The sequence below is a fragment of the Mesorhizobium sp. WSM4846 genome, assembly GCF_055811415.1.
Window position 1 is genome coordinate 65535 of the sequence record NZ_JBVVPZ010000006.1, and the last position, 24641, is coordinate 90175.

A 24641-nucleotide genomic window follows, 5' to 3' on the forward strand; every position below is an offset into this window, starting at 1 on the left:
GCAAGGGCGGGTGATGAAGGGGTGTGACAGCATCACACACTCGCGCAGCTTTGGCCCGGGCTCCGACACATTTCGCGTAGCTGGCGCAGTGTTCTCGTTCTCCACCTCATGAGAACGCTAGAATTTCTTCACCTCGATCCCGTGTCGGCGCAAAGCATATCCGACCTGTCGCGGCGTAACGCCGAGGACACGGGCGGCCTTGGCCTGAACCCAGCCGACCTTCTCCATCGCGCCGATCAGCCGGTCGCGTTCCGTCAGGCGCGGGCCTATTGCAGGGAGAGCGGGATCGTTTGCAGGGTCGGCAGTATGGGGTCGCATGTTATCCTGCGGGGCGCCGAAGCGCCCGGCCGGCATCGGCAATCCGGCGGGCATTATATTGCTTCGAAAGCGCTGGTTGCCGGTATTGCCGCTGTGCGAATGATCAGCTCTTTTCCAGAGGAGCCAAGATAGGCATTGGTTATTGTTGCAGGCAAAATCTGATGGAGCGATTGTCCTTGAACGCGCTAGCGTGGCCGTCCTTTGCACGCAGTTCTCCAATTCGCGGACATTACCAGGGAAGTAGCATTGCGAGATAAACTCAAGCGCCGACGGCGCAAAGGCGAGTTCGAGATGGTTCTCCTTGTTGAATCGTTCGAGGAAGGCGTTCGCAAGGCGAGGGATATCCCCCGGTCGCTCTCGGAGCGGAGGCAGGATGATTGGCACCACATTGATGCGATAATAAAGGTCAGCCCTGAACTCCCCGCTTACGACAGCCGACTCGAGATCCCTGTTGGTGGCGCATATAAGTCGCACGTCGACCTGCAGCGTCTTGGTACCGCCAACACGCTCCAGTTCGCCTTCCTGCAAGACACGTAACAGCTTGGCTTGGAATGCAGGTGAAATCTCGCCGATTTCATCGAGTAGCAGCGTTCCTCCGTTTGCCAATTCAAAACGGCCGGCGCGCTGGGAAATTGCCCCTGTGAAGGCGCCTTTCTCATGTCCGAACAGCTCCGACTCCAGAACGCTTTCCGACAGTGCGGCGCAGTTCAACTTGACGAAAGACTTCCTCCGCCGGCGCGAGAGCCTATGTATGGCTTGCGCGAAAAACTCCTTGCCGGTGCCGCTCTCGCCCCTCAGGAGCACGGTGGAATTCGTCCTTGCTACAATGGAGACGGTTTCGAGCACCTGCTTGAGTGCGGGGCTCTCCCCGATGATCCCATCCATCTTGACGGGCGCATGCGGGACGGGGTCGGTCCGGTCCTCATCGGACGAATTCTCCGCTGTCCAGCGCTCATCGACGCGCCGCTCACGATCCCTAGTCAAGCCGCGATGCAGGCGAATAGTGCGGCCGACGAGGTTGGCCACCATCGTCAGGAAGCAGATGTCCTCATCGTAGCGGGACCCGTTTGCGCTGTCTCTTACGATCGACAACGTCCCAAGAATCCTATCCTCAGCCTTAACCGGGATGCCGATAAAGGCCATCGGGAGGGAACTGACACCAGGACGTGTTTGAAGGTCGGCCTGAAACAACTCGGACGTGCTGAGGTCCGCGATGACGAGCCGCGTGCCCGTAGCGACGATTTGATTTATTGCGGCCTTTGGTATGATGGGGTGAGTGCCTGATGGGCCGCTGCCGGCACTCGCGGCGATCTCCGGCTCACCTTCAGAGTCCAGGACAAAGATTGCTCCATGACGCATTTGCACAAACGACGGGAGAGTGTTCGCGACATTGGCCAGCGTAACCTCCAGCCGGTCGGGAGCCGTCAGCGCCTTCGACACCTCGTAGATTCCCTTGAGCCAGTCATCTGCTTCGAACATCCCATCACTGGCGGGTTTGCGGAAGGTGTCTCGAGGTCCTACTCCGTTGACCCGATCATCCGGCTGTATGTGAGCCATGGAAACACCTCAGCGGTTGTGGTCCAGGGTGCTCCTCCCAAGCGCCTTTTCATCAGTTCAGGAAGTTCACTCGCTCCGCAATTTGGCGAGATGGTGCCGGCAAGATTGCGCTTTGTCGCGAGTTCGGGAGTACACAGGTGCACACCCGCCGAAACGGTGCCAAAGCCGATCATCCGAACTTGAAGAGGACGCCGAAGCCACCACGCGGATAATTCCATTCGATCTCGCCGCTGGCCTCGCACAAAACGCGGCAGGTGCCGCACTCCATGCAGCCATCGGCGGTGATTTCAACTTGACCTTTGTCGTTCAACTCATAGCATTTCGCTGGACAGACGCGGGTCAGCGCGAGCAGATTCGCGCTTGGCTGCTTGTGCGGTCGCACCTTTATATGCGGACGGCCGGAGTCCACCAGATAGCGGTTCTGGTAAAGCTTGTCTTCGACACGTAATTCTGTCCCTGGGTTCGTCATGTCATCAGTGCCTCACCGCCACGCTAATGCCAGGCGGATCGCGTCGCTGACCAGCCCCAACCGCGAGCGCGCCTTGATGAAGGCTGCCGTGGTCGCCTTTTCCTTTTCGATCTTTGGCGTGCCGTCGACACGCATGAAGTTTTGCGCGGCTTGCGACATCAACCGCGGGTAGGTCGTGAAGAAATTGCAGGCGTTAGTGTGGAGTAAAGTTGGCATGTCTTTGTATTTCCGCAGGTCTTTGACTACGAAGGATTTATCCAGCATCGTCTGATAAAGGGCGAGGTTCCGTTTGGTCATTGGATCGTTGCGTCTCTTCACCTGTATGATAGCCTCAGCCGCAATGCGACCGGAGGTCATGGCGAGGTTCGAACCCTCGCGGTGAACGGCGTTGTTTAATTGCGCGGCATCGCCGACAACGACCCAACCGTCGCCAAAGAGCTGCGGAATAGCCTTGTAGCCACCTTCGGGAATGAGATGCGCCGCGTATTCTTTCACCTCCGAACCGGCGATCAGCGGCCGGATCGAAGGATGGTTTTTCAGCGCATCGAGAAGGGCGTAAGGGCTCTCCATCTTCGCGGCGAAATCCGAGACGAGGCAGCCGATGCCCAGTGAGATCGATTCCTTGTTGGTGTAGAGGAACCCGAGCCCGGCCATGCCGTGGGATATCGTGCCGACTGCCTCGATCACGCAGCCTTCACTCCCTTTGACGCCGAACCGCTGCTCAATGACCTCTTCGGGCAGGAAATGCATCTCCTTTACTGCGAGCGCCACCGCTTCCGGCTTCAGCATCTTGCGAAGACCGCCCCGCGTGCCAAGCAGCCCGCAGACACCTTCTGCAAGAACAACTACGTCCGCGTAGATCGCTCCGCCGGCCCGATCCGTGCGGACGCCGATCACCTTGCCCTTGGCGTCACGGACGAGTTCCGTCACCGTCGTCTCGCACAGAACCGTCGCGCCGGCCTCGCGCACCCTGCGCGAAAACCATTTATCGAACTGGGCACGAATGATCGTATAGCGGTTTGGCTTCACCTCGTTGAAGTCGTCCGACCGATAGTGAATCCCGGTGTGGGAGGTGTCGTCCATCACCCAGAGCCGCTGTTCAACCAGATGCCGCTCGAGCGGTGCATCATCGCGGAAATCCGGGACGATCTTCTCCAGCATGTTCGCGTACATGATGGCGCCCTGGACGTTCTTGGAGCCCGGATATTCACCTCGCTCCAACTGGAGTACCTTCAAGCCGTCGCTTGCCATGGTGTAAGCAGCTGCGTTCCCGGACATGCCGGCCCCGATGACAATGGCGTCGAACTCTTCGTTGATCATTTCCATCTCCCTTAGCTCGCAAGCTTGTCGCGACTGTGCGGTGACAGCCGCCGGGTGAAGGCCTCGGTCAGCGCTGGCAGGAAACGGACCGCATCGGTGACGATCCCGAGGTGAGCGAAATCGAAAATCGGCGCGTTGGGGTCGGTGTTGATGGCCACGATGAGATCGGCTCCCTCAACTCCAACGCGGTGCTGGATGGCGCCGGAAATACCGGCCGCTATGTAAAGCTTCGGCCGGATTGTCTTGCCTGTTTGGCCGATCTGCCGATCGGCCGACATCCAGCCCTTTTGGACCAGCGGCCGCGAACAGCCGAATTCGGCGCCTATCACTCGCGCGAGACTCTTCACAAGCTGCAGGTTCTCCGCTCCGCCGAGACCGAGCCCTCCCGCAACCACCACATCCGCATAGGCGAGATTGGCAATGCCCGACTGGCTGTCCGGAAGGAACCCAAGCACTTTCGTGACGATTTCATCCTCGGCTAGCGACAGCTTGTGCGGAATGACACGCCCGATCGCTCTGTCGGCCCGCTGGGGCATCGGCATGACCCTCGGTCGCACCGTCGCCATCTGCGGCCTGTAATTGAGCGTGTAGATCGTGCATAGCAACGAACCGCCAAAAGTCGGGCGAGTCGCGGCGAGCGAGCCGTCAGCATCCACGTCAAGTTCGGTGCAGTCGGCCGTTAGCCCTGTCAGCAAGGTGGTTGCGACGGAACCGGCGAGATCCCTGCCGAGCGTGGTTGCACCGAGAAGCAGGATCTCCGGTTTGTAAGTAGCAACCAGATCTGTCATCGCCTTGGTGAAAGGCTCATTCCGATAGTCGGCGAGCACCGGCGCCTCAACGAAGTAGACGAGGTCGGCGCCATAGGCGAAGGCCTCGGCGACTGCGTTCTGGGTGGTTTCTCCCGGGGGTCCGAGCACAGCGCCCGCGAGCTGGACGCCAAGTTTGTCCGCCAGCTTGCGGCCCTCGCCAAGCAGTTCGAAAGATACCGGGTGGACCTGGCCACGTTCGAGCTCGATGAAAACCCAGACGTGCCTATAGTCCCTGAAACGCTCAGGAAGCTCCTTCTTCATGCCGGCACGGCCGGGAGGCTGGCGAGGGGTGTCTGAGTTCGTGCTCGACATATGGTCTGCTCCTTGCCGTCACGCGCCCTCGAAGGCGAGTTCCGGTTCCAGCGCCGGCTGGCGGGTGAAGATTGCACCAATCAGGTCGTCTGCGGTATCGCGCAGCGTCTTTTCGGCGGTCTCAATTTGCTCCGCCTTTTCCGAACGGGCGCTAGGGGCAAAAACGCGTTTGACGACCGTCGGCGAGCCACGCAAGCCGCATTTGGTGAGATCTTCAATGCCGGCATCGGCCGCACTCCATTTCACAATCTGGCTGCGCGCGGCGCAAAGCGCGTCTTCGATCGAGCCCCGGCGCATCTCGTTTGTGCCTTCCAGCATGGTGATGAGACAAGGCAGCCTGCTCTTCAGCTTCTGGGTGCCGCCCTCGCAACGGCGCTCGACCGTGATCTCGCCTGCAGCAAGATCAATGGAGGCGATTTTCGCGACATAGGTGAGTTGAAGGAGATCGAGACGCTTGGCGATGCCGGGCCCGACTTGGGCGGTGTCGCCGTCGATCGTCTGTTTGCCCGTGAAGACCACGTCCGGTGTGCCGAACGTCTCGCCGATCTTCGCGATCGCCTGGGAAAGAGCAAAGGAGGTGGCCAGTGTGTCAGAACCGGCAAAATAGCGGTCGGTCAAAAGCACCGCGCGATCGGCGCCGTAGCCAAGCGCCTTGCGCAGGGAGTCCTCTGCCATAGGCGGACCCATAGTGAGCACGGTGACCTCCCCGCCATAAGCGTCGCGTAGCCTGAGTGCTTCTTCGAGGGCGAACAAGTCGTAAGGGTTGATGATGGTCGGCACACCCTGGCGCATAATGGTGTTCGTCACCGGATGGACGCGTATCTGTGCCGAGTCCGGCACCTGCTTGATGCTGACGACGATATGCATTGGCGTTCTCTGCGCTGTTATCCGGATGCGGGCTGGCGGTGCGAGTTCTTGTTTGCATCATTCGTGCCAAGTGTTTGGCGGGCGTCGGTGCCTTGTAAATTCCATTCGTCATTTCTGAAGCCCGCCGGTTTTGACGTCCAAATTGTCGGCTTGTCGACATTGTCGGTTTCGCAACCATGCAGCGCTATTCGCCGAACCGCTTCAGGACCGAGTCGAACGGAACGAATGTGCGGCCTGGTGTGTGAGGTTTGTCCGGATCGTGGTCTTTGAGCACCTTGAAAACCCGGTGCATGAGCGGCGAGGAAATCGCGAACTCCTCGTAGGCGCGTTGCAGCATGGCGCGCACGCGCGCGGCAATCACCTGGTCGGGCAGACCGGAGAAATCTTCCTCGACAAGGTATTGGCCCACACGCTTGAGGATATGCAGCCGTGAGACATTGAGCACCTTCGGATCATACGTGACCCCAAGGACAGCGAAGAACTCCTCGGCGGATGAGAGGCCTTTCAGGCGCGTGAGGATGTTGGTGACGTCAATGGGACTGCTGTCAGCGGAACAATTCATTGCATTCTCCTTGTCGGAAACGGTGGTTTGGTGCGTTCCTCGCACATTCGACATGCAGCCCCGAAAGCCGCGGTTGATGAACGAATGCGGCTCAGCCAGCGCGGCAATCGCCTCGTCGACACAACTGGCCTCGTTGCCTGGCGCTCGGCCCGACCGAGGTCTGGCGCGAGCACCAGTGACAAGAGGAGCCGGATTGCGCGCCTTGAGAGCCGCAGACGCCGCTCTCGACCGACGCATTGAGATCCTGTGAGGTCATCCAGCACCATGCCGTGAGCCGCACCGGGAAACTCCGTACGACCACGGCCCAAATTGCGTCGATCTCATCAGTTACCATGACCGCGTGCCCGATCTCGATCCCAGGCAAGCCGGCTGCCGCAAGCAGGCGGTCGCAAGTTTTGCGCCACCGTCGAGGCAATGCCGGGTGCCTGCTCGCGCTCGCGCAGGGTGGCATCCTTGAGAAGACCTGGCTGCTCACAAATAATTTGGAACGCATTGGAGATGCTCGGCGCTGCGTCCATTCGACCCGGAACTGTGGGCGTGGCGCAGCGTCTCCACGATCGAAGGCAAGACCTCGAGCACCCGGTCCACGTCTTCTTGTCCGTTGTCACGCGCGAAAGAGAAGCGGACCGCCCCATGTGGCATTTTCATTGCCCTCAGCACATGGCTTGGCTCCGAACGGCCCGATGTGCAGGCGGACCCCGAGGAACAGACGACACCCTCGCGGTCTAGGAGATGCAGGATTCCATGGCCGCCCTCAATATGCTCGAAGGCGATGTTTGCGGTGTTCGGCAAACGCTCCAGGGGATCGCCATTGACGAAGCTGTTTGGGACACGTTGGAGGAGCCCGTTCTCGAGCCGGTCGCGGAGCCATCTTATCCGGGTGGTCTCGTCATCCATGAATTTCAAGGCAAGTTCGGCGGCCATGCCGAGCCCGACTATGCCGGGCGTGTTTTCGGTGCCCGCGCGGCGATCGCTTTCTTGGTGACCCCCCTTGATCAGGGAAAGGAACGGCACGCCGCGCTTGACGAAAAGTGCGCCGGCCCCTTTTGGCCCATGAAATTTATGGCTGGAGAGCGACAGCATGTCGATAGCGGTTGATTTCAGGTCGATCGGCAGCTTGCCAACGGCCTGCACGGCATCGGTGTGGAAAAGGGCGCCGACTTCCTTGGCCAATTCGGCGAGCTTAGCGACGGGGAAGATCGTACCAGTCTCATTGTTGGCCCACATAATTGAGACGACCGCCACGTTTGGGGTAAGCGCAGCCCGGTAAGCGTCGACGTTCAGCCGGCCATGGCGGTCCACCGGGATCCTGTGCACCTTAGCGCGGCGCGTCTCCTCAAGATGAGCGCACAGGCTCAGCACAGCCGGATGTTCCACAGCGGACGTCACGATCTCAGTTCGGTCAGGCATCACCTTGAGCGCCGAAAGAATGGCCGCATTGTCACTTTCCGTTCCACCGGAGGTGAAGGTTATCTCATCGTCGAAGGCCGTGCCGATCAGCGCCTGCAACTGACGCCGCGCCTTTGCCAATGCAGCGCCGGCAAAGGCGCCAAAACGGTGCGCCGACGAAGGGTTGCCGAATTGATCGGTAAGGAACGGCAACATCGCTTCAACGACCGCGGAATCGACCCGGGTCGTTGCGTTGTTGTCGAGATAGACAACTGTCATGGGTGGTCTCCAATCGAGCGGAATGACGTTAAGCGCGACCTGGTCTCATCGAGCCTGCGCCGTTGAGAGTGCGACGATCCAGAGTCAGCGCAAGTCCTCCACAGGTTGACGCAGGCCCGGGACCAGGGCCACCGCCAAGCTCACCAAAGGCGCCCTCTCTCTTTCTTCGACTATCAGCCGAATGACTTGCCGCAGGAGCACTTTTCTCGCGCGTTAGGATTGTCGAAAACAAAGCCGGAGGATTCGAGCTCCGTGACGAAGTCGACGGCCATGCCGGCGACATGCGGTTGCGAGTCGGCGTCCACAAACACTTTGATCCCATCTGTCTCGACAATGGCGTCGCCCTCGCGCGGGACGCTCTCCAGGCCCAATGAGTATTTGAAGCCGGAGCAGCCGCCGGCCTCAACCATGATGCGAAAGCCGTCTGCGGGCTCGCTAGCGGTGGACAGAGCGGTCTTGACTGCGGCAACGGCCTTGTCGGTGAGCGTGATCATGGCTCGCTTCTCCTCGATGCGGACGAATTGCGGATTACCGTGCATGGACCGTGCCAATGGGAAAAGCCGTTTTCGAACAGCGTGACATCCCCAACACGCCCACGGCTCCGCCTTCGGAATTGCCGCGTAAGCGTCGAGCATCGACGCGTATTGTCGGATTTGTCGGTTCCGCCACACTTGGATGGGCCCTAGTTCCTCCTCGAACTGCATGCAGGCGAGGTTTCCGGGATGCTTCCAGGAATTGGTACGCCTTTTGAGACTCCTCTTGGCGAGGGCTAAGGCTCCCGACCGACAATGTGCGCAAAGCAGGGGTATGAGACATGCACCAGCACGAGAAACCTTCGCCAGAGACAGTCCGGCGAGCACGCGAAGACTGTCCCACCATCCGCGGCCGCGATCTCGCCGGCAAACTGGGCATTTCGGAAGCGGAACTCTACGCGGCACATTGCGGTTTTGGCGCGCTGCGCATCGAGCCGCGCGTCAATGATGTGCTTACCGGCCTCGAGGCCGTCGGCGAGGTGATGGCGCTGACCCGCAATAACAGTGCCATGCATGAAAAGATAGGCATCTACGACAAGGTGTTCACCGGCAACCATCGCGCCATGGTGCTCGGCAATGACATTGATTTGCGCATCTTCCCGAAGGTGTGGACGCATGGCTTTGCCGTGGAGACACGCGAAGCCGAGGAAATTCGCCGCGGGCTGCTGTTCTTCGACGCGGCAGGCGAGGCAGTGCACAAGGTGCATCTGAGACCGTCCTCAAACCTCCATGCATATCGAAAACTGATAGACGAGCTCCAATCCTCCAACCAGGAGCCGATCATGTCGCTTGAAACGAGGTCGGCCGAAAACGACGCGAAGATTCCGGACCAAGCCGCTACGGTCGATGACCTACGCGAGCACTGGAGTCAGCTGACCGACGTGCACCAGTTCTTCGGCATGCTGAAGGCGCTCAACCTCAGCCGCCGCCAGGCGGTGCGCATGGTCGGGGAGGACTACGCCTGGCTGCTCGACCATGCTGCGCTTGGCTCCATGTTTCGTTATGCGGCCGAAGACGAGATGCCCATCATGTGCTTCGTCGGCAATCGTGGCTGCATCCAGATCCATTCCGGCCCAATCAAGACGGTCAAGCAGATCGGGCCTTGGATCAATGTGCTCGACAAGACCTTCCGCCTGCATCTCAGAACCCACCACATCCGCGAGGTTTGGGCTGTCCGCAAGCCGACCAGGGACGGCCACCTCACATCACTTGAAGCTTATGGCGCCGACGGCAAGATGATCATCCAGTTCTTCGGGATGCGGGAGGAAGGCGAATCCGAGCGCGACGACTGGCGGTCACTGGCCGAGAACCTGCCGCGCATTCCCCGTTCAACCGCTGCTTGAGGCAACGCCGATGCATATTGATTTCCGTTCTCGCGCGGTGTGCGGGCCGTTACTTTGGACTTTGTGACCATCGCTCTGTCCGCGGAGGCCAACCAGGGCCGGGCATGACGCCTGACGCGTTCGCGATAGAGATCATCGCTCCTATGTGCGCAGTGAGGGGAAGCTTGTTAAAATTCGCTGATACGTAGCCGGATAGACAACGTTCGGCGGCAAGGCAGTTCCTCATCGAAACTGCGCCCTTCCGCGTAGTATTTTCACTGGTGTACCTATTTTCAGCAAATGCTGAAAACAGGCATCCTAATGAAATTCTGTAGACGGCCTTTCACCAAATATGCTACATCCAACGTATGCTGAAACCGCGATATTCGATGAACGAGGTAGAAGAGCAGGCCGAGCGGGCCTTGACGAAGTTGCTCGGGTCTGTTCCCCCGATCAAGGTCGACCGGCATGAAGCTTCGCCTTCCGGCCGAGATCTTGGGATCGATATTATTGCACACATTCAGGCGTTCGGCCTGAGACGCACATTGCTGGCTGAGGTCAAATCAATAGGGCAGCCCCGTCAGGCTCGCGACGCTATTTTCCAGCTACAGCGTTCAGCCGCGCGGCTTAACGAAAAGCAAGCCGTTCTGATTTTTATCGCCCCATTCCTAACGCCGCAGACGCGGGACATCTGCACCGAAGCCGGCATTAATTTTCTGGATTTTGAGGGAAATTGCCGCCTGGCTTTTGACGGGATCTTTGTCGAACGCATCGTGCCAACAAAGCCCGCTACGGAACGGCGTGAAGTCAAATCGATCTTCAAGCCCAAGTCGGCCCAGGTGCTACGAACAATGTTACGCGATCCCCGGCGTTTTTGGCGCGTAGCGGACCTTGCGGAAAGCGCTCAGGTCAGTCTTGGCCATGTAAGCAATGTACGGGCTGCGCTGATCGCGCGGGAATGGGCACACATCAGCGAGGACGGTGTGTCCTTGGCCGATCCGGATGCTTTGCTCGATGCCTGGCGAGACGCTTATGAACCACCGGGGGGACGGCGCCTGGGATTTTATACGACACTGCATGGCAAAGCCTTCGATGAAGCAGTCCAAAGCAGGCTGGAATTCGATTCACCGCAGGGCCAGATCGCGCTCGCGTCATTCTCGGCTGCGCAGTGGATGGCGCCATATGTCCGTATCAGCTCCCATTTTTTCTATGCCAGCCCGGCTGGCGCAAACCACCTTCAGACTAGATTGAATCTCACCTCTGCCGCGCGCGGTGAGAACGTCTTTGTGACGGTTCTCAAGGATCCCGGCCTTCTAGTCGATGCGATCGAACCTTTGCCTGGCATTTACACCACCAGCCCCGTACAAACGTATCTCGACCTCTGGGTCGCGGGAGAGCGTGGCAGGGAAGCTGCCGAACATCTACGAAAAGAAAAACTCAGATGGCACGAATAGCCGCTCCAGAGGCCCAGTCAGCCGCACAATATGATAACCGCACTACGCAGGCGGTCAAATCCGTGTTGCTCGAAATTGGCCAGATTCTGGGAAGCTTCAAAGGCAAGTTCGCCGTCATCGGTGGCGCGGTACCGTGGCTTTTGCTCGAGAACGAGGAGATGCCCCACGTGGGTACGCTCGACGTCGATCTGGGGCTCGATGCCGAGGCGCTGGGCGACGGCGAGTACGCCAAACTGGTCGAGTCCCTCATCGAGAACGGTTACAAGCAAAGCGAGGACCTTCGTGCCTTTCAACTCGTTCGCAGCGTACCTGCCAAGGATGGCGGCGAAGCCATCAACGTGGTGGTAGATTTCCTGCGACCGATCGACGCCAAGATTGTGAAAAACAGGCCGCCGATCATCGAGAAATTCGCTGTGCAGCGCGCCGACGGCGCAGAGCTTGCTCTTCGATTCTATGAGTACGTCGCAATCGATGGCGACATGCCGGCGGGCGGCACAAACCAGGTCAATATTGCTGTTGCATCGATTCCGGCCCTGCTGGCGATGAAAGGTTTTGTGATTCAGAACCGACTCAAGCGCAAAGATGCCTATGACATATACTACTGCGTTCGAAATTACCCCGGAGGCATCGACGCCTTGGCCAAAGACTGCGCTTCTCTCTTGGAGGAAAAGGAAGGGGCGACAGGCTTCGGCTACATAGCTGGGAAATTCGAGAACGCAGATAGCTTCGGTCCGACCAGCGTGCGCCAATTCGTTGAAGAGACCGCTCTGCTCGGCGATCGAACCGCAGACCAATGGCAGCAGGACGCATTTGGTCAGGTTGACGCCCTACTTCGCGCGCTCAAACTGCGTACCTAATCAATACCAGGCCGGTCACTCACAATCACCCCGCATCGCTGCAAGGATCGCACGAGCGTCCAGCGCGGAACGCCGATCGCCCTCGCGAGGCTGAACCCGGTCTCGCCAGCATCTCGCGTGCCCGCACCAGGTCGGCCTCCGACATCAGCGGGGGACGGCCGATTCGTTTTCCCCGTGCTCTGGCAGCCGCAATCCCCTCGCGCGTTCGCTTCGATAGCGTGTCACGTCGAACTGGGCGAGCCCGCTCATGATAATGTAGATCAGCGTCCCGTGAGGTGTGGGTGTGTCGAGATGCGGATGGCGATGTGAAAATGAGCGCCCCGATCGCGCAATAGGTCTAGCGCGTTACTCGCGTCCTTCGCCGAGCGGTAAGCCCGGTCCAGATCCCACACCACCAACATATCCCCTGGCTGCAGGATGGCGATGACGTTTTCGTAGTCAGGGCGGCGCTTTGCTCACCGCCGACACAGTTTCGATATGAAGTTCATCTGAAATGGCCTTCAGACCGTCGATCTGGCGATCTGGCCCTCCCGCGCCGCGCTCTCAGCCTCCTCTGCCTGCGCCGCTTCAGCTGAGGCGGGGTAAGGCCACCCAGCACCCAATGCAGCGTGTTATCCTTCTGAGGATGAACGAACTGGTTAGACGACTGCCGCATCTGAACCACTGACGATAGGTCCGTCCTGAGCGTGAAGGCTTGCTGACAGTCGTCTTTAGCGACAGGCAGGGCTGCGGTGACGGAAGAGGTCGCTCATCGGTGAGGCGGACCATCGGGCCGCGCAGGAACGCTCCGAACGCCAGGTGTCGGCCGGATCGGCCAAAGCGTGGAGCAGCGCTAGGAGATCCTGTGTCTCCTGACGGCGCATTAGGACCTTGCCTGCCTGCGATGCCACGGGAAGCCGCTAGTCCTCCAACGCCTGCTCGTAGCGCCAGAGTTCCGAGCCATTTGGAGCAAGCAAGGCGATATCTCCCGGTCGCAAGGGCCGTATCGCCGCGCCCTCGCACGTCCACGGCCCTGACAAGTCGCCGGCAGAGTCAGCGACCCTCTGGGCCAGTTCGCGGAGCCTGGCCGCCGACATCGCCTGCACGTCCAAGGTCAGCTTGCACGTGCGCCTTCGTTGTTCGAACGGCTGCTTCCGGCCAACCAAGTCCCTGCAATTCGGTGCCTGGCAAAAGCTCGCACATCGCAGTTCGTGCCACACTGCTACTGCACAGGCTACAAAATGGGTTGTCTTCGCGGCACGGCCGATCGCGGCCCTGATATCCGGCTCGCCAGCCGCTCGACGGCGAAGCAATCGTCTCGCGCCAGTGATCGGGATAGGGAGGCTTCTTCCATGTGCGCGCAGGTTCACGATGTCGTCGGTCCTCGAGCCTCCCTCGGATTGGTCTCAGCAATCCGACGTATCGAGCAAGTGTCGATGACGACGCAAAGCCGCTCGCTCGCTACGGCGCTTGTGGAGGGCGCGCGGCGAGCGGCTTTTCTGCCGCGGAGCTGCTCTGGGGTGGAAGTTGACCTCGATCGATACTTGGCCTCGATCCACTAGGCTCCCCGTTCGATCTTCGTGCGCCATCCTGTCGTGTCTGGAACGGACAAGAATGTCTGAGGCCTGCCAAATGGTAGCCTCATACGGACCGCCGCAACGCAGAATGAGCGGGGCGCCAGTGGTGCGCTTGCTCGGCACGCAACTTGCTCGATTTTATCATCGGAGGCGTGTCGGCGGTGCGTCGCGGAGCCCAGCGGTGACGAACAGCCTTGCGATCTCAGCCGAGCGCGTAAACGCCTGAACGCAGGAGAACCAAATGGCGACCAACCCGGTTCCAGATCATGTCCCGCCGGAAATGGTGGGCGACTTCAGCCTCTTTTCGTCACCAGGTATGTCTCCGGCGCCCAACGGCGACCCGCACGCAGCAGTCGCTTGCGTGCATGCCGGACCGCGAATCTTTTATTCCCCCTGGAACACGCGTACGGGGCAGGGTGCTTGGGTCATCACTCGCGCCGCAGATCAGCGCCGGGTGCTGCAGGAGACCGAAAACTTTTCCAGTCATCGCAACGTCTTCGCATCCGCGCTGGGCGAAGACTGGCCGACGATCCCGCTCGAACTCGATCCCCCTTCCCATGCAGTCTTTCGCTCATTGCTCAATCCGCTCTTTTCGCCGAAGCGTGTAACGGAACTGGAGCCCGCCATCCGCGAGCGAGCGATAGCGCTTATCACGAGGATCGCCTCGTCGGGAACAAGCTGCGATGTGATGAAGGATTTCGCCTTTCCTTTCGCGGTCAGCATCTTCCTTCGCTTCATCGGACTGCCGGAGCACCGTCTTGAGACGTTTGTTGCCTGGGCGAAAGATCTGCTCCACGGCGATGATGTCAGACGGCCGGCGGCGGCTCGGACGATTGTAGCGTTCATAGACGAGCTGGCGGCGATGCGCCGCAAAAAGCCTGTCGACGATTTCATGAGCTTCATTGTGCAGGCGCAGGTCGAGGGCCGCGGGCTGACAGACCAGGAGGTCCGTGGCATTGGCGTGCTCGTTTTGGTGGCGGGGCTCGACACGGTCGCTACAGCCATAGGCTTTGACTTGGCCTATCTAGCGCGAAACTTGGAAGATCAGGAGTCGCTCCGAAAAGAACCGGACCGGATCGTGCGCGCAGCCGAAGAACTGCTGCGCGCCTTTCCGACCGTCCATTTGATTCGCGTCGCACGGAAAGATATCGACTTCGAAGGCGCGCCGATCCGCAAGGGGGACTTTGTTTCCTGTGCCACCATGATTGCAAATCGTGACCCGGCGGAATTCGAATCTCCCAACACGGTCGATCTGACTCGAGAAGGCATCCGCCACGCCTCCTTTGGCTATGGTCCCCACCGTTGCCTTGGCTCACATCTCGCCCGGCGGGAAATTGTCATTGGCCTGGAGGAGTGGCTGGCGCGCCTGCCGCCCTTTCGGATCAAGGAGGGAACAGCACCTATCACCCATGGCGGCCAACTGTTCGGGATTGAAAATCTGATCCTGGAGTGGGGCTAAACCTAGCCCGGCCTGAAGCCGGGGCACAGACGTTGGAGGTCGCCTTGCGCATCATCGTTCACCAAGCCAGATGTCAGGGTCATGCGCAATGCGCGGCGCGAGCGCCGGCAGTCTTCAAGTTGGATGAGGCGGGTTACATCCTCCCCGGTAACATCGAGGTTGCGGACGGGGAGCAAGTGCTTGCGTCGGATGGGGTGCGATCCTGCCCCGAACTTGCGCTGGAAATCGACGATCCACCCGCTGCGCGAATCGTTTCGGAGGCCACCCTCAAACCGAAGACAGAGGTCCCGGAACACGTCAGAACCGCCGAATTTGCGACAGACCAGACGGGCCAAGCAAAAATTGTCGAACTGCTCGACCGCGAGGCGATCCGCGACTGCATCTATCGGTATTGCCGCGGGACAGACCGCGCCGATGAGGCGGTGCTGCGCAGCGCGTACTGGCCCGACGCGCATGACAGCCACGGGGCGTATCGCGGCTCGGCCGAGGGCTTCATTCGGTATGCGCTCGATGTCTTCAAGACCGGACCGCGCAACATCCATCAGATCACGAACATCCTGATCGAATTCATCAACGCGGCGGAGGCCACGGTCGAGAGCTATTTCACCGCGCTGCAACGCGGACCCGACAAAGACGGAGAAGTGCGTCAGATCTTTCTATGCGGGCGCTACTGCGATCTGTTTCAAAAGCGGGAAGGGGAGTGGCGGATTGCCGAACGGACCGTTGTCTATGACTGGCTGGAGGAGCAGATCCCATCCTTGGTCCTGGAGGCAGAACGCTTCGGCACGCGACAGCCGATTGGAGCACCGTATCCGGACGATCCGGTCTATGCGCTCGGGAAGTGTCGCATTGCTTCCCATGACAATGCCTTCACAACCTCGGAACCGCATCAGTATGACTACGGACTGTGAAACTTCCAACGCCACCGCGACACCTGCAAGGCAAAGATGGGCCGGCAGGAACCCCGGCGTGAGAGCGGCAACGCTCTGGTCTGAAACCGTGAGCGCACCGAAGACGCCGGTGGTATCGATTTGCTGGAGCTTGGCAGAGCCCATCGATCCTGAACCGGTCCAATCGCGTTACGGACCCAGTTGAGAGATTTCGACCAGGGACAATGCTGCCAGACCGAACTGGGGGAGACCGGATTATCCCCCATCAACAACGCTATGGGTCATGATCTAGCGCGGTGACTTCGAAGGGCCAGCTCGAGGCCCGGTCATGCGGTCGACCCGCGGCCCCGCGCCGGCGCATGCCCGTAGTCGGACCATGTGCTCTCGGCAGGGCCGCGGCATCGCGAAAACAAACCAGGAGAACGGGACCATGTCCGCCCAGAAAGACGCATGTGTCGGCGCCGGCCAATGCCCCACCATCGAGCCGGAGAGGGGGTTCGACGAGCATGTTCTTGCCTGCGTTCTCTCGTGTGCGCTCAAGGAGGTCGAGGCTGGCGAAGCGACTGCGACGGAGTCGACAGGCCTTTCCTTCGCCGAGCTGCGCCAGGTCCTGCCCCGGGGTTTGTCCGCAACCGCACTGGCAGCATTAGCCTTGGAAGACGTCAGCGATCCTGAGCCAGGCATGGAGGAAGAACTTCTGCGCGGCCTGCTGCTGGCGCATGCCCGGCCGAGCGACCCGGCGAGCGCGCGCTTCGCCAAGATCGTCGCCCGGCGTGCCATGCGCGATGACCATCTGTGGCAGGATCTTGGTCTTCTCAATCGGGCCGAGCTCAACCGCCTGCTTGCCACGCATTTTCCGATGCTCGCGGCCGGCAACACCCGAAACATGAAATGGAAGAAGTACTTTTACCGCAAACTCTGTGAGGCCGAAGGGTTTTCGCTATGTACTGCGCCCAATTGCCGGGAATGCAGCGATTTCGACAGTTGCTTCGGCCCGGAGGAGGACGAACGCGAAGAACGCATCACATTCGATTTAGGGGCCACTCTTGGTCACGAGGCCTTGAGGCCTTGATCGCCGTCGCGCCACAAGCGCTTTTCCCGACGCCGCTGTATGGAGGAGGGGATGTTCATCGCCTCGCGATATTTGGCGACCGTGCGGCGAGCGAGATCTATGCCGCATTCCTTGAGCCGGTCAGCGATGTCGTCGTCAGAGAGCATGTTATCAAGCGATTCTTCGGCGACCATCGCTCTGATCCGATGGCGGACAGCTTCAGCCGAGTGCGCGTCACCTCCTTCGCAGGAGGCGATCGCGACAGTGAAGAAATATTTGAGCTCGAACACACCGCGTGGGGTAACCATGTACTTGTTCGACGTCACCCGGCTGACTGTCGACTCGTGCATGTTGATCGCCTCAGCGACCGTCCTGAGATTGAGCGGCCGCAGGTGGGCGACGCCATATTCCAGAAAGGCATCCTGCTGGCGCACGATTTCCGTGGCGACCTTAAGGATCGTCTTGGCGCGCTGATCGAGGCTGCGGATCAACCAGTTCGCGTTTTGCAAGCATTCATTGAGAAATGTCATGTCCTTCGATTTCTTGGCGGCTCGGCAGGAAACCTCCGCTACATAGCTTTGGTTGATCAGCACCTTGGGCAGCGTGTTCGGATCAAGTTCGATCTGCCATCCACCTCCGGGCGAGCGCAGGACCCATACGTCCGGTATGACGCACTCCGGCGTTCCAGACTGGAATGTGTTTCCAGGCTTGGGATCAAGCGCGCGGATTTCCTGCAGCATGTCGAGAAGATCTTCTTCATCGACGCCGCAGCGCTGCTTCAATGTCTGAAAATCGCGTCGCGCAAGCAGCTCAAGGTTGGCAACCAAAACCGCCATCGCCGGGTCGAAGCGGTTTTTCTCGCGCAACTGTATCTCGAGACATTCGCTGAGCGATCGTGCGAAGATTCCCGGAGGATCGAGGCGCTGCAAGATGCCCAGCACCCGTTCCACTTGAGCCAGCCCGACGTTCAGGGTCTCAGCCAGATCCGAAGGACTCACCCGAAGATAGCCAGTGTCATCCAGATGACCGGCGAGCTGATGAGCTATCAGCCGCTCGTGCGGTGTGAAGGCGGTTAGGGAGATCTGACGAGCGACATGGTCGTGCAACGTTTCGGCTAGGGCGACAAACTCCTCGTATGCAGGACGTTCGCCCGGCGTGGCGTTTGTCGCGTTCGGCTGGGATTTCCCTTGCTTGGGCAGGTCCGGGGACCCTGCCCAGGTCGGTCCTTCAACCTCGCCGGACAGCCCTTCGTCTTTTGGAGCATGCTCCAGAAGCGGATTTTTCTCGAGCTCCTGGTCCACGAACTGATGCAGTTCGGCATGCGTCAGTTGCAGCAGGCGAATCGACTCGATGAGTTGAGGCGATGCTGCAAGAGACTGTTTCTGAAGAAGGCTGAAGGACGATTTCATGGTCGGTTCGGTATTCCTGTCAAAGAAGCTCTTGGCCGTGGCTAATTGGATCTCTCACAGGTCGACGCTGCAAAGCCGCGTCACGTTTGAACGACCTCAAGGCCCGCGGGCTTCAGAGCTTCGCCCTTTGCGTCGCACAGTGTCGTCTAAAACGCAGTTGCATGGGCGATCTGCACCAGGTCACGCAGCGTCTTTCAACGATTGGAGGACGTTCTGCGGGGATGAGACGCCATAGGGGTCGGTCTCGCAGTTATCGGAGAAACCTTCCTCCTCGAACCACTGCTCCACCACGCCATTGTTGAGCAGAGCCGCGTAGCGCCAGGAGCGCATTCCGAAGCCCAGATTGTCCTTGGCAACCAGCATGCCCATTTTGCGCGTGAACTCGCCAGACCCATCCGGAATCAGTTCGACCTTCTGCAGCCCCAAGGACTTTCCCCATGCATTCATGACAAAGGCATCGTTCACCGAGAGGCAGTAGACCGCGTCGACTCCTTGTTTCTTGAAATCCTCGTAGAGATCTTCGAAATTGGGCAGTTGGTAGGTCGAGCATGTCGGGGTGAAAGCGCCAGGCAGCGAGAACAGGATGACACGCTTGCCGGCAAAGTAGTCGTCGGATGTTTTTTCTTCCCAACGGTACGGATTTGGCCCCTGGACTGAATCATCGCGAACACGCGTGAGAAACGTGACGAATGGGACCTTCTTTCGACCGGTCATCAACTTGCTCCTTTTGAAGAAACTGGCGCACTGGATTTTACTGAGGCTATCGGATTGCCGCGCTGGGGTGCTGCCGGGGCGCGAGACGATGCCTACGCGGCTTCCCACTCTTTCCCCCGTCGGGCGTATGGGAAACGGCCCGGCTCCAGATGCTTGGATCTCCAAACCGGGCGATGCGCAGTCTTCAGCGAGGACAACCAATGCCGCCCTTGCCGATCGGTTTGAGCTTCGCGTGCCAGCCATGGTTCGGTATCCGTTTTCATCGTGTTCGATGGACTCTGAGCATGAGAAGCAAGAGGCATGCCATTGCAATTGAAGCTGCTCTGCACCAACGCTTCGCTCTCGGGACGACGTCTTTCGCCAAGCCGGATGCGTGCCATAGCCGTCACGTGTGTAGCCCGGATATTTACGCGCCGGCCTGCAAACGACGCACAACACAGCGCAAGCCCATGCCGAGGGCACCGCAGCGAGGGCAAAGTGCGCCCCAGGGTGTTTTTGTGTGCGCAGAGGCATGACTGACGCGGACACACGCCTGTGGCAGCAATCCATGGCGGCCACTGTTCGGCAATCGGGTCAGAGTCGATGAAAATCGAATTCGGCTCGGCAACGATGATGACATGCTCGGCGTCCCAACGGTGTCGCCGGGCGCGGCCCTCAAACCTTCTGTGTCGGAAACCGGACTAGAATTGTCGCAAGGCCGACCGAAAGGTCGCCAAGCCGCCGCTGGTTAGCGGGAAGGGGCGGAACGCAAACGGAGCGCCAACCGGGCACGCAAATTGCGAGGATCTTGTCGGTGGGACCTCGAGCGAGAGCCTCGGCTGCGCCTGTGGCTCGGCATTTGCCGATGATTGGCGGGTCTCGCTGGCTCGCGCCGAAGTGTGCTGCACGTACGCCTCCTGACTTTCAAACGGTCATTGAAGAGCAGATTACGCCCTATCTCCACAGCTCGTCGACGCCTCCCGTGGGGCGAGTTCATGAAGCTGTCGGCCATGGTAATTGCGACGGTGAAGCCGTTGCGCTGACATCTTGCAATATCAGGACGTCGATATAGGTGCGGCCCTTTCAGGCGTCCCCCGCCAAGTCACCTTGGGGATTCCCCTTGAGCACCACGCTTCCATCTCGGCGTAGCCCATACCGTCTCAGGTGGGACCGGCCCCGGTGAGCCGATGGCCTCAATTGCGGCCAGGTGTGCTTGCCTCGGTCGCACCGAGGCGCAAGCGCTTCCCCGGCTCTTCAGGTCCAGGAGGCGCCGAAACCCGATCCGCTGCAGTTCGGCGAATCTTGAAGGACGGTGGCTAGGGCCAGCCGTTCATAAAACGGCTGAAGCTGGCCGCGATCACTGAGGCCCCCGCAGCGTGCTGGTCGGATAGTCCGTGTTCAGTGATCTCTCGGACCGCTCATCCGTGCAAAACGTCGGCTTCGTGACACTTGGGCCGGTTGTCGAGTCCGCGCCACAGGCTAGGCGACCCAGGTCCGTGATTCCGGGCAGGCTATAGGCTCGATCCGCCATTGGCACGAGCTTTGCGCCCGGGGCGAGAGGACGGCAGCAGCCGACAGGCACTCATATCGCGGGTCCCGCGATGGACACAACCAACGAAGGAACCCACCATGGCACTGCCGCACCGCATCTTGGAGAGCGGGTCACGAGATGGGTGGCCTGCGGCTCGGCTGATCGGCATCGACCTTGCTCGCGGCTTGGCCGTCTTCGGCATGTATGCCGTCCATGTCGGTCCCGGCAGGGGCGACGGACTGGCCGGGCGTATGATGGAATTGCCCTTTGGGCGCTCGTCCGTCCTGTTTGCCGTATTAACGGGTTTTTCGCTCATCCTGATTGCCGGCCGCAACCCGCCGAAATCGGCGCTAGCCGGTAGACAGGCCATTGCCAAGGTTGCAATTCGCGGCCTTATCCTGCTCGCCCTTGGCGAAATCCTCACCTATGTCCACGCGCCCGTCTCGGTCATTCTGGCATACTACGGCGTCTGCTTCCTGTTGGTCCTGCCGCTATGTCGGCTCAGCGCACAGCGGCTCGGGTTGCTCGCGGCGGTGACAGCATTGGTTCTCCCGCAGGTGCGTTTCCTCCTTCTCAAAATGTTTGGCTCCGGGAGCTCAGACCCTGAGATGTTCACCCTCCTGGTCAGCGGCACCTATCCCGCCTTGACCTGGGTCCCTTTGCTGATCGCAGGCATGGCCATTGCGCGCTTTGACCATCGCACGCGCGCAATGCATTTGCGCCTTGGTGTAGCCGGCGTCGCGCTGGCCGTGTTGGGCTTTGGAGGATCCTGGCTCGCGCTGCATTTGATGCCTGGGGTAAGCGCAGAGCTGGCCAATTTGCAAGAACTTGAGCTGACTCCTCAGCCCTGGTGGTGGCTGGACTTGGACGATCTCACAACGAGTTGGCTATGGATTGCCTCGCCTCATAGCGAGACGACGTTCTGGATTTTTGGCAGCGCCGGTTGCGCAATGATCGTCGTGGCGGCTTGCTCGCTTGCCATCGATGCGCTCCCGTTCGTGCGAAAGCTGGTCTCGCCAATAATCGCGGTCGGCTCGATGCCTTTGACGGCCTATCTTCTGCATATTCTGGGAATATATATGCTCGGAAGACCTCACTCGCTGTCCGCGCTGTTTGGCTTCATCGTGGCTGTAAGCGCTTTCGCGGTGCTTTGGCTGCGCTTATTCCAGCGAGGACCGATGGAAGCGCTTATGGGTTGGATCGCAGATCGAGCGACGCGACGTCCGCTGAGCACCACGTCGCCCCGACTTTCGGATCGACAGTGACACTCGCCAAAGAAAGCGAACCTGACCGATGGGCCGACATAGCTGATAACAGAATATCGCGGCTGCTCGGTACCATCATGGGGGCAATCGCCAAGCCTTGCAACCATTGCCCCGCGCGCGGTTTTGACGAAACGAAATTCGAGTATGCTGGCGCTTGTGCGCGATGTGTTTGATGCATCTCCGCAAAGTCCCTAATTTCGGACCGAAGGACCCCTGTCGATTTCCACGGAGGTTGCTCCAGCGAATAGGCCCGTTCCGGCGCTGGAGCGAACTCGCATTGCGATCAGGCGGCGCCATGCGCGCAAGTGCTTGCCAAAGCTGTCGCTGTCGGTTGACCATACCGTGTCGCTGGCTTGGTAGAGCTTGCTGATTGGACCACCGATGACCGTACATCGCATTCGCTTGCCGTAGACAGCAAGCTGGTCAGGTCGCTCTCAAAGAGAGGATTAACGAGCTGACAGTGAGTTTGACGCTTCGTAAGTTCGTTTGGCGAGCGACATTCTGCGTGCGCCTTCTCTTTGGCCGGCACTCGCGCAGCCTATCGTGGGTTGGAATTGACATTCGGATCATGCAGGCGTGCTGCCGGGAATGCCGTCCTCTCAGCGACTGTTGCGCACGATGAGGTGGCGCGCACAAGTCGACCTACGGGCCGGCCCGGCGTTTCGCGCGGAGTTCCAAATCGAGACCGGGACGGTCGGCGCCTCAAGAACGGTGCCCGGTCGCCCCGCTGCCAAGCGCGACCGCGCTCGCACCGCTGCCAAGCGCGACCGCGCTCGCCCGGGCTGCGTAACCTGACCAACTGCGCCCGGGCGAACGCTGATGCACTTCCCGGAGTCGCGAACGGTTAAGGCCGGCGCCCGGCACTGGTCAAGGCCCTGTCGGCAGTAGCCGCGATCCATGCGGCTTAGGCGAGACCAGGCCTGACCGACAAAGTGGTCGTGGGAAGGATCGCGCCACGCGGCTGGTACGGCTGCATCGCAGGCGCTGAGCTGAAGGTCTCGCCCGTCAGAGGTTAGGTTGCGCGTTTCGGGCCGAACAGGAACACTGTGAGGGCGGCAAGCAACGTGGCAACCGCGCTGTAGGCGAACACACTGGCGACGCCGGCATTATTCACAAGCACTCCGCCGAAGATCGCGCCGGCTGCGATGGCAATTTGGAACGTTGAGGTCATCAGCACACCGGCGCTTTCGGCCTGCTCGGGAACGGCGCGCAGCACCATCCAAGTCTGTACCCCCACCGGCACCGCACCGAAGCCAAAGCTCCATACAGCAACCGCAATGGCCGAGGCGAAGGCCGATGCTCCAGGCATCAGCAACGAGACAGCGGCTATCGCCATGAGCAGGGGCGGCAGCGCCGCGACTGCCTTGAGGCTGTGTTTGGCCAGGAATGCGCCGGCAAAATTGCCGAAGAATCCGCATACTCCCGAAACGAGCAACAGCAGCGAGATCGTCTCGATATGGAGCGCTGGAATCTTCTCGAGATAAGCCCGGACATAGGTGAAGCTGGCGAAGTGCCCAGAAGCGACCAGCAGCACCACCAAAAGTGCGACCTTGATGGTTGGCTTCTTGACCACATTCAGCAGACCGCGGAATCCAGCCATTTCAACCGGCGGTAACGTCGGAAGGGTTACGAGTTGCACCAGCAATGTAACGGCATTGACGGCAGCGGCGATCATGAAGGTGGCTCGCCATCCCCAGATGTCGCCGACATAGGCGCCGATTGGAGGTGCGCAAACGATAGCGACCGAAACGCCGGTGAGGATGATTGACAGGGCGCGCGGCACGAGGTGATTTGGAACCAGCCGCACCGCCAGCGATGCCGAAATCGACCAGAAGCCCCCAAGTGCAACGCCGAGCACGACGCGTGCCGCCAGGAAAACCGGCAGCGACCAGGCGACACCCGCCAGAAGGTTGGACAGGATCTGAAGCAGCATCATCGCCCACAGGACGACTCTGCGGTCGAGGCGCTTTGTTATGAAGGCGATCGTCGGCGCCGAAATCGCCGCGGCAATGGCAGTCGCTGTCATCGTCTGTCCAGCCGCACCCTCTGTGATATGCAGATCATGGGCGAGCGGCGTCAGCACGCTGGCAGGCAAAAGCTCTGCCGCCACAAGCCCGAAGGTCCCCAGGCCAAGCGATATGACCGCGCCCCATGCGGGACGAGACCGTCGATCCGGCTTTTCTGGGCCGTGCAGAAAAGTCTCCATGAAGCCTGTCGCGGATTGGGTCATGAATAAGCTCGCCACCTTGGGTGCAACTACAACATGGGTTGGCTGCATTGACCCGCATTCATGCCAGGAGCACGCCGTTGCCGGCGGCGTCGCACGAAGGGAATGTTCATCGCTGCCCGACATGTTTTGACAGCGCCGCGTGCAACATCAGTGCCGGTTTGTCCCAGCCGGACGAGGATGTGATCGTCGGCAGGCGTCGCATCAGTCATGTTCCATGCCGACTTCGCGGGCCAGTCTCGAACCAGCCATGCGCAACCAGCTACCGAGCACGGACGGCTGATGTCCCGCAGCGGGAAACGCAGCCGGTCGCTTTGCCGCGCCTGTATGCGGCCAAAGGCGGCTCTGGCTCGAAGGCCCAGCTTCCTCCCTAGCGGTCTCGAAGCTGACGCCTTTTGTCGGGCTTTGTCGGGTCCGCTACAGGGCTTGTCCCGACAATCACTTGTTTGGCAGCAAACACTTGTGGGAGCTCAGGCTAATTCGCAGGATATAAACGAAAAATCCCTGTTGGT

18 protein-coding genes and 2 pseudogenes are annotated in these 24641 nt (G+C 60.1%); 8 read left to right on the forward strand and 12 right to left on the reverse strand.

The features are described from left to right. Positions 1-117 precede the first annotated feature (117 nt). The 8 genes from nifA to AC0L15_RS07815 form a co-directional block, all read right to left on the reverse strand. The gene (gene nifA, locus AC0L15_RS07780) at positions 118-1875 is read right to left on the reverse strand and encodes a nif-specific transcriptional activator NifA (protein WP_473496110.1); all 1758 of its coding nucleotides are present in this window, start codon (positions 1873-1875) and stop codon (positions 118-120) included. 169 nt (positions 1876-2044) lie between these two features. Further along, positions 2045-2344, reverse strand: a complete 300-nt coding sequence (locus AC0L15_RS07785) for a ferredoxin family protein (RefSeq protein ID WP_473457739.1) — start codon at positions 2342-2344, stop codon at positions 2045-2047. A 12-nt stretch (positions 2345-2356) separates the two neighbouring features. After that, positions 2357-3664: an FAD-binding protein gene (locus AC0L15_RS07790; RefSeq protein ID WP_473496111.1), complete on the reverse strand. Its 1308-nt coding sequence runs from the start codon at positions 3662-3664 to the stop codon at positions 2357-2359. An 11-nt stretch (positions 3665-3675) separates the two neighbouring features. Continuing rightward, complete coding sequence (locus tag AC0L15_RS07795) at positions 3676-4785, reverse strand: electron transfer flavoprotein subunit alpha/FixB family protein (RefSeq protein WP_473496112.1); 1110 nt, start codon at positions 4783-4785, stop codon at positions 3676-3678. An 18-nt stretch (positions 4786-4803) separates the two neighbouring features. Next, positions 4804-5652 carry an electron transfer flavoprotein subunit beta/FixA family protein gene (locus AC0L15_RS07800; RefSeq protein ID WP_473496113.1) on the reverse strand — a complete coding sequence of 283 codons (849 nt, stop codon included), beginning with the start codon at positions 5650-5652 and terminating at the stop codon, positions 4804-4806. 184 nt (positions 5653-5836) lie between these two features. After that, the gene (gene nifW, locus AC0L15_RS07805; RefSeq protein WP_473496213.1) at positions 5837-6214 is read right to left on the reverse strand and encodes a nitrogenase stabilizing/protective protein NifW; all 378 of its coding nucleotides are present in this window, start codon (positions 6212-6214) and stop codon (positions 5837-5839) included. Positions 6215-6685: 471 nt separating this feature from the next. After that, positions 6686-7882, reverse strand: a complete 1197-nt coding sequence (gene nifS / locus AC0L15_RS07810) for a cysteine desulfurase NifS (protein ID WP_473496114.1) — start codon at positions 7880-7882, stop codon at positions 6686-6688. A gap of 173 nt (positions 7883-8055) precedes the next feature. Then, positions 8056-8376: an iron-sulfur cluster assembly accessory protein gene (locus AC0L15_RS07815; RefSeq protein ID WP_473496115.1), complete on the reverse strand. Its 321-nt coding sequence runs from the start codon at positions 8374-8376 to the stop codon at positions 8056-8058. 320 nt (positions 8377-8696) lie between these two features. Between AC0L15_RS07815 and AC0L15_RS07820 the strand changes: the two genes are divergently transcribed. The 3 genes from AC0L15_RS07820 to AC0L15_RS07830 all read left to right on the forward strand — a co-directional run bounded on the left by AC0L15_RS07820 (position 8697) and on the right by AC0L15_RS07830 (position 12048). After that, a complete protein-coding gene (locus AC0L15_RS07820; RefSeq protein ID WP_473496116.1) occupies positions 8697-9758 on the forward strand; it encodes a hemin-degrading factor in 1062 nt (353 codons plus the stop codon). A 368-nt stretch (positions 9759-10126) separates the two neighbouring features. After that, positions 10127-11191, forward strand: coding sequence for a type IV toxin-antitoxin system AbiEi family antitoxin (locus tag AC0L15_RS07825; RefSeq protein WP_473496117.1), 1065 nt, complete (start codon positions 10127-10129; stop codon positions 11189-11191). Next, positions 11179-12048: a nucleotidyl transferase AbiEii/AbiGii toxin family protein gene (locus AC0L15_RS07830; RefSeq protein WP_473496118.1), complete on the forward strand. Its 870-nt coding sequence runs from the start codon at positions 11179-11181 to the stop codon at positions 12046-12048. The genes AC0L15_RS07825 and AC0L15_RS07830 overlap by 13 nt, the downstream gene beginning before the upstream one ends. A 260-nt stretch (positions 12049-12308) precedes the next feature. Here AC0L15_RS07830 and AC0L15_RS07835 read toward each other — a convergent pair. Continuing rightward, positions 12309-12488 (reverse strand): annotated as a pseudogene (locus AC0L15_RS07835) (recombinase family protein); the annotation flags it as partial. 1357 nt (positions 12489-13845) lie between these two features. Between AC0L15_RS07835 and AC0L15_RS07840 the strand changes: the two are divergent. The 4 genes and pseudogenes from AC0L15_RS07840 to AC0L15_RS07855 all read left to right on the forward strand — a co-directional run bounded on the left by AC0L15_RS07840 (position 13846) and on the right by AC0L15_RS07855 (position 17025). After that, positions 13846-15063, forward strand: coding sequence for a cytochrome P450 (locus tag AC0L15_RS07840; RefSeq protein WP_473496119.1), 1218 nt, complete (start codon positions 13846-13848; stop codon positions 15061-15063). Then, positions 15054-15278, forward strand: a pseudogene (locus AC0L15_RS07845) (ferredoxin); the annotation flags it as partial. The gene AC0L15_RS07840 and the pseudogene AC0L15_RS07845, both read left to right, overlap by 10 nt. Before the next feature lie 126 nt (positions 15279-15404). Further along, entirely contained in the window at positions 15405-15974 is a 570-nt protein-coding gene (locus tag AC0L15_RS07850; RefSeq protein WP_473496214.1) for a nuclear transport factor 2 family protein, read from the forward strand. 409 nt (positions 15975-16383) lie between these two features. Continuing rightward, complete coding sequence (locus AC0L15_RS07855; RefSeq protein ID WP_473496120.1) at positions 16384-17025, forward strand: nitrogen fixation protein NifQ; 642 nt, start codon at positions 16384-16386, stop codon at positions 17023-17025. On the opposite strand, the gene rpoN is transcribed toward AC0L15_RS07855, so the two are convergent. Then, positions 17004-18413, reverse strand: coding sequence for an RNA polymerase factor sigma-54 (gene rpoN / locus AC0L15_RS07860; protein WP_473496121.1), 1410 nt, complete (start codon positions 18411-18413; stop codon positions 17004-17006). The two genes, AC0L15_RS07855 and rpoN, sit on opposite strands and share 22 nt — an antisense overlap. Positions 18414-18593: 180 nt before the next feature. Then, the gene (locus AC0L15_RS07865) at positions 18594-19127 is read right to left on the reverse strand and encodes a redoxin family protein (protein ID WP_473496122.1); all 534 of its coding nucleotides are present in this window, start codon (positions 19125-19127) and stop codon (positions 18594-18596) included. Between the two features lie 1608 nt (positions 19128-20735). On the opposite strand from AC0L15_RS07865, the gene AC0L15_RS07870 reads away from it, so the two are divergent. Beyond that, entirely contained in the window at positions 20736-21902 is a 1167-nt protein-coding gene (locus AC0L15_RS07870; protein ID WP_473496123.1) for a DUF418 domain-containing protein, read from the forward strand. 1012 nt (positions 21903-22914) lie between these two features. On the opposite strand, the gene AC0L15_RS07875 is transcribed toward AC0L15_RS07870, so the two are convergent. Further along, complete coding sequence (locus AC0L15_RS07875; RefSeq protein WP_473496124.1) at positions 22915-24132, reverse strand: MFS transporter; 1218 nt, start codon at positions 24130-24132, stop codon at positions 22915-22917. Between the last annotated feature and the right edge of the window lie 509 nt (positions 24133-24641).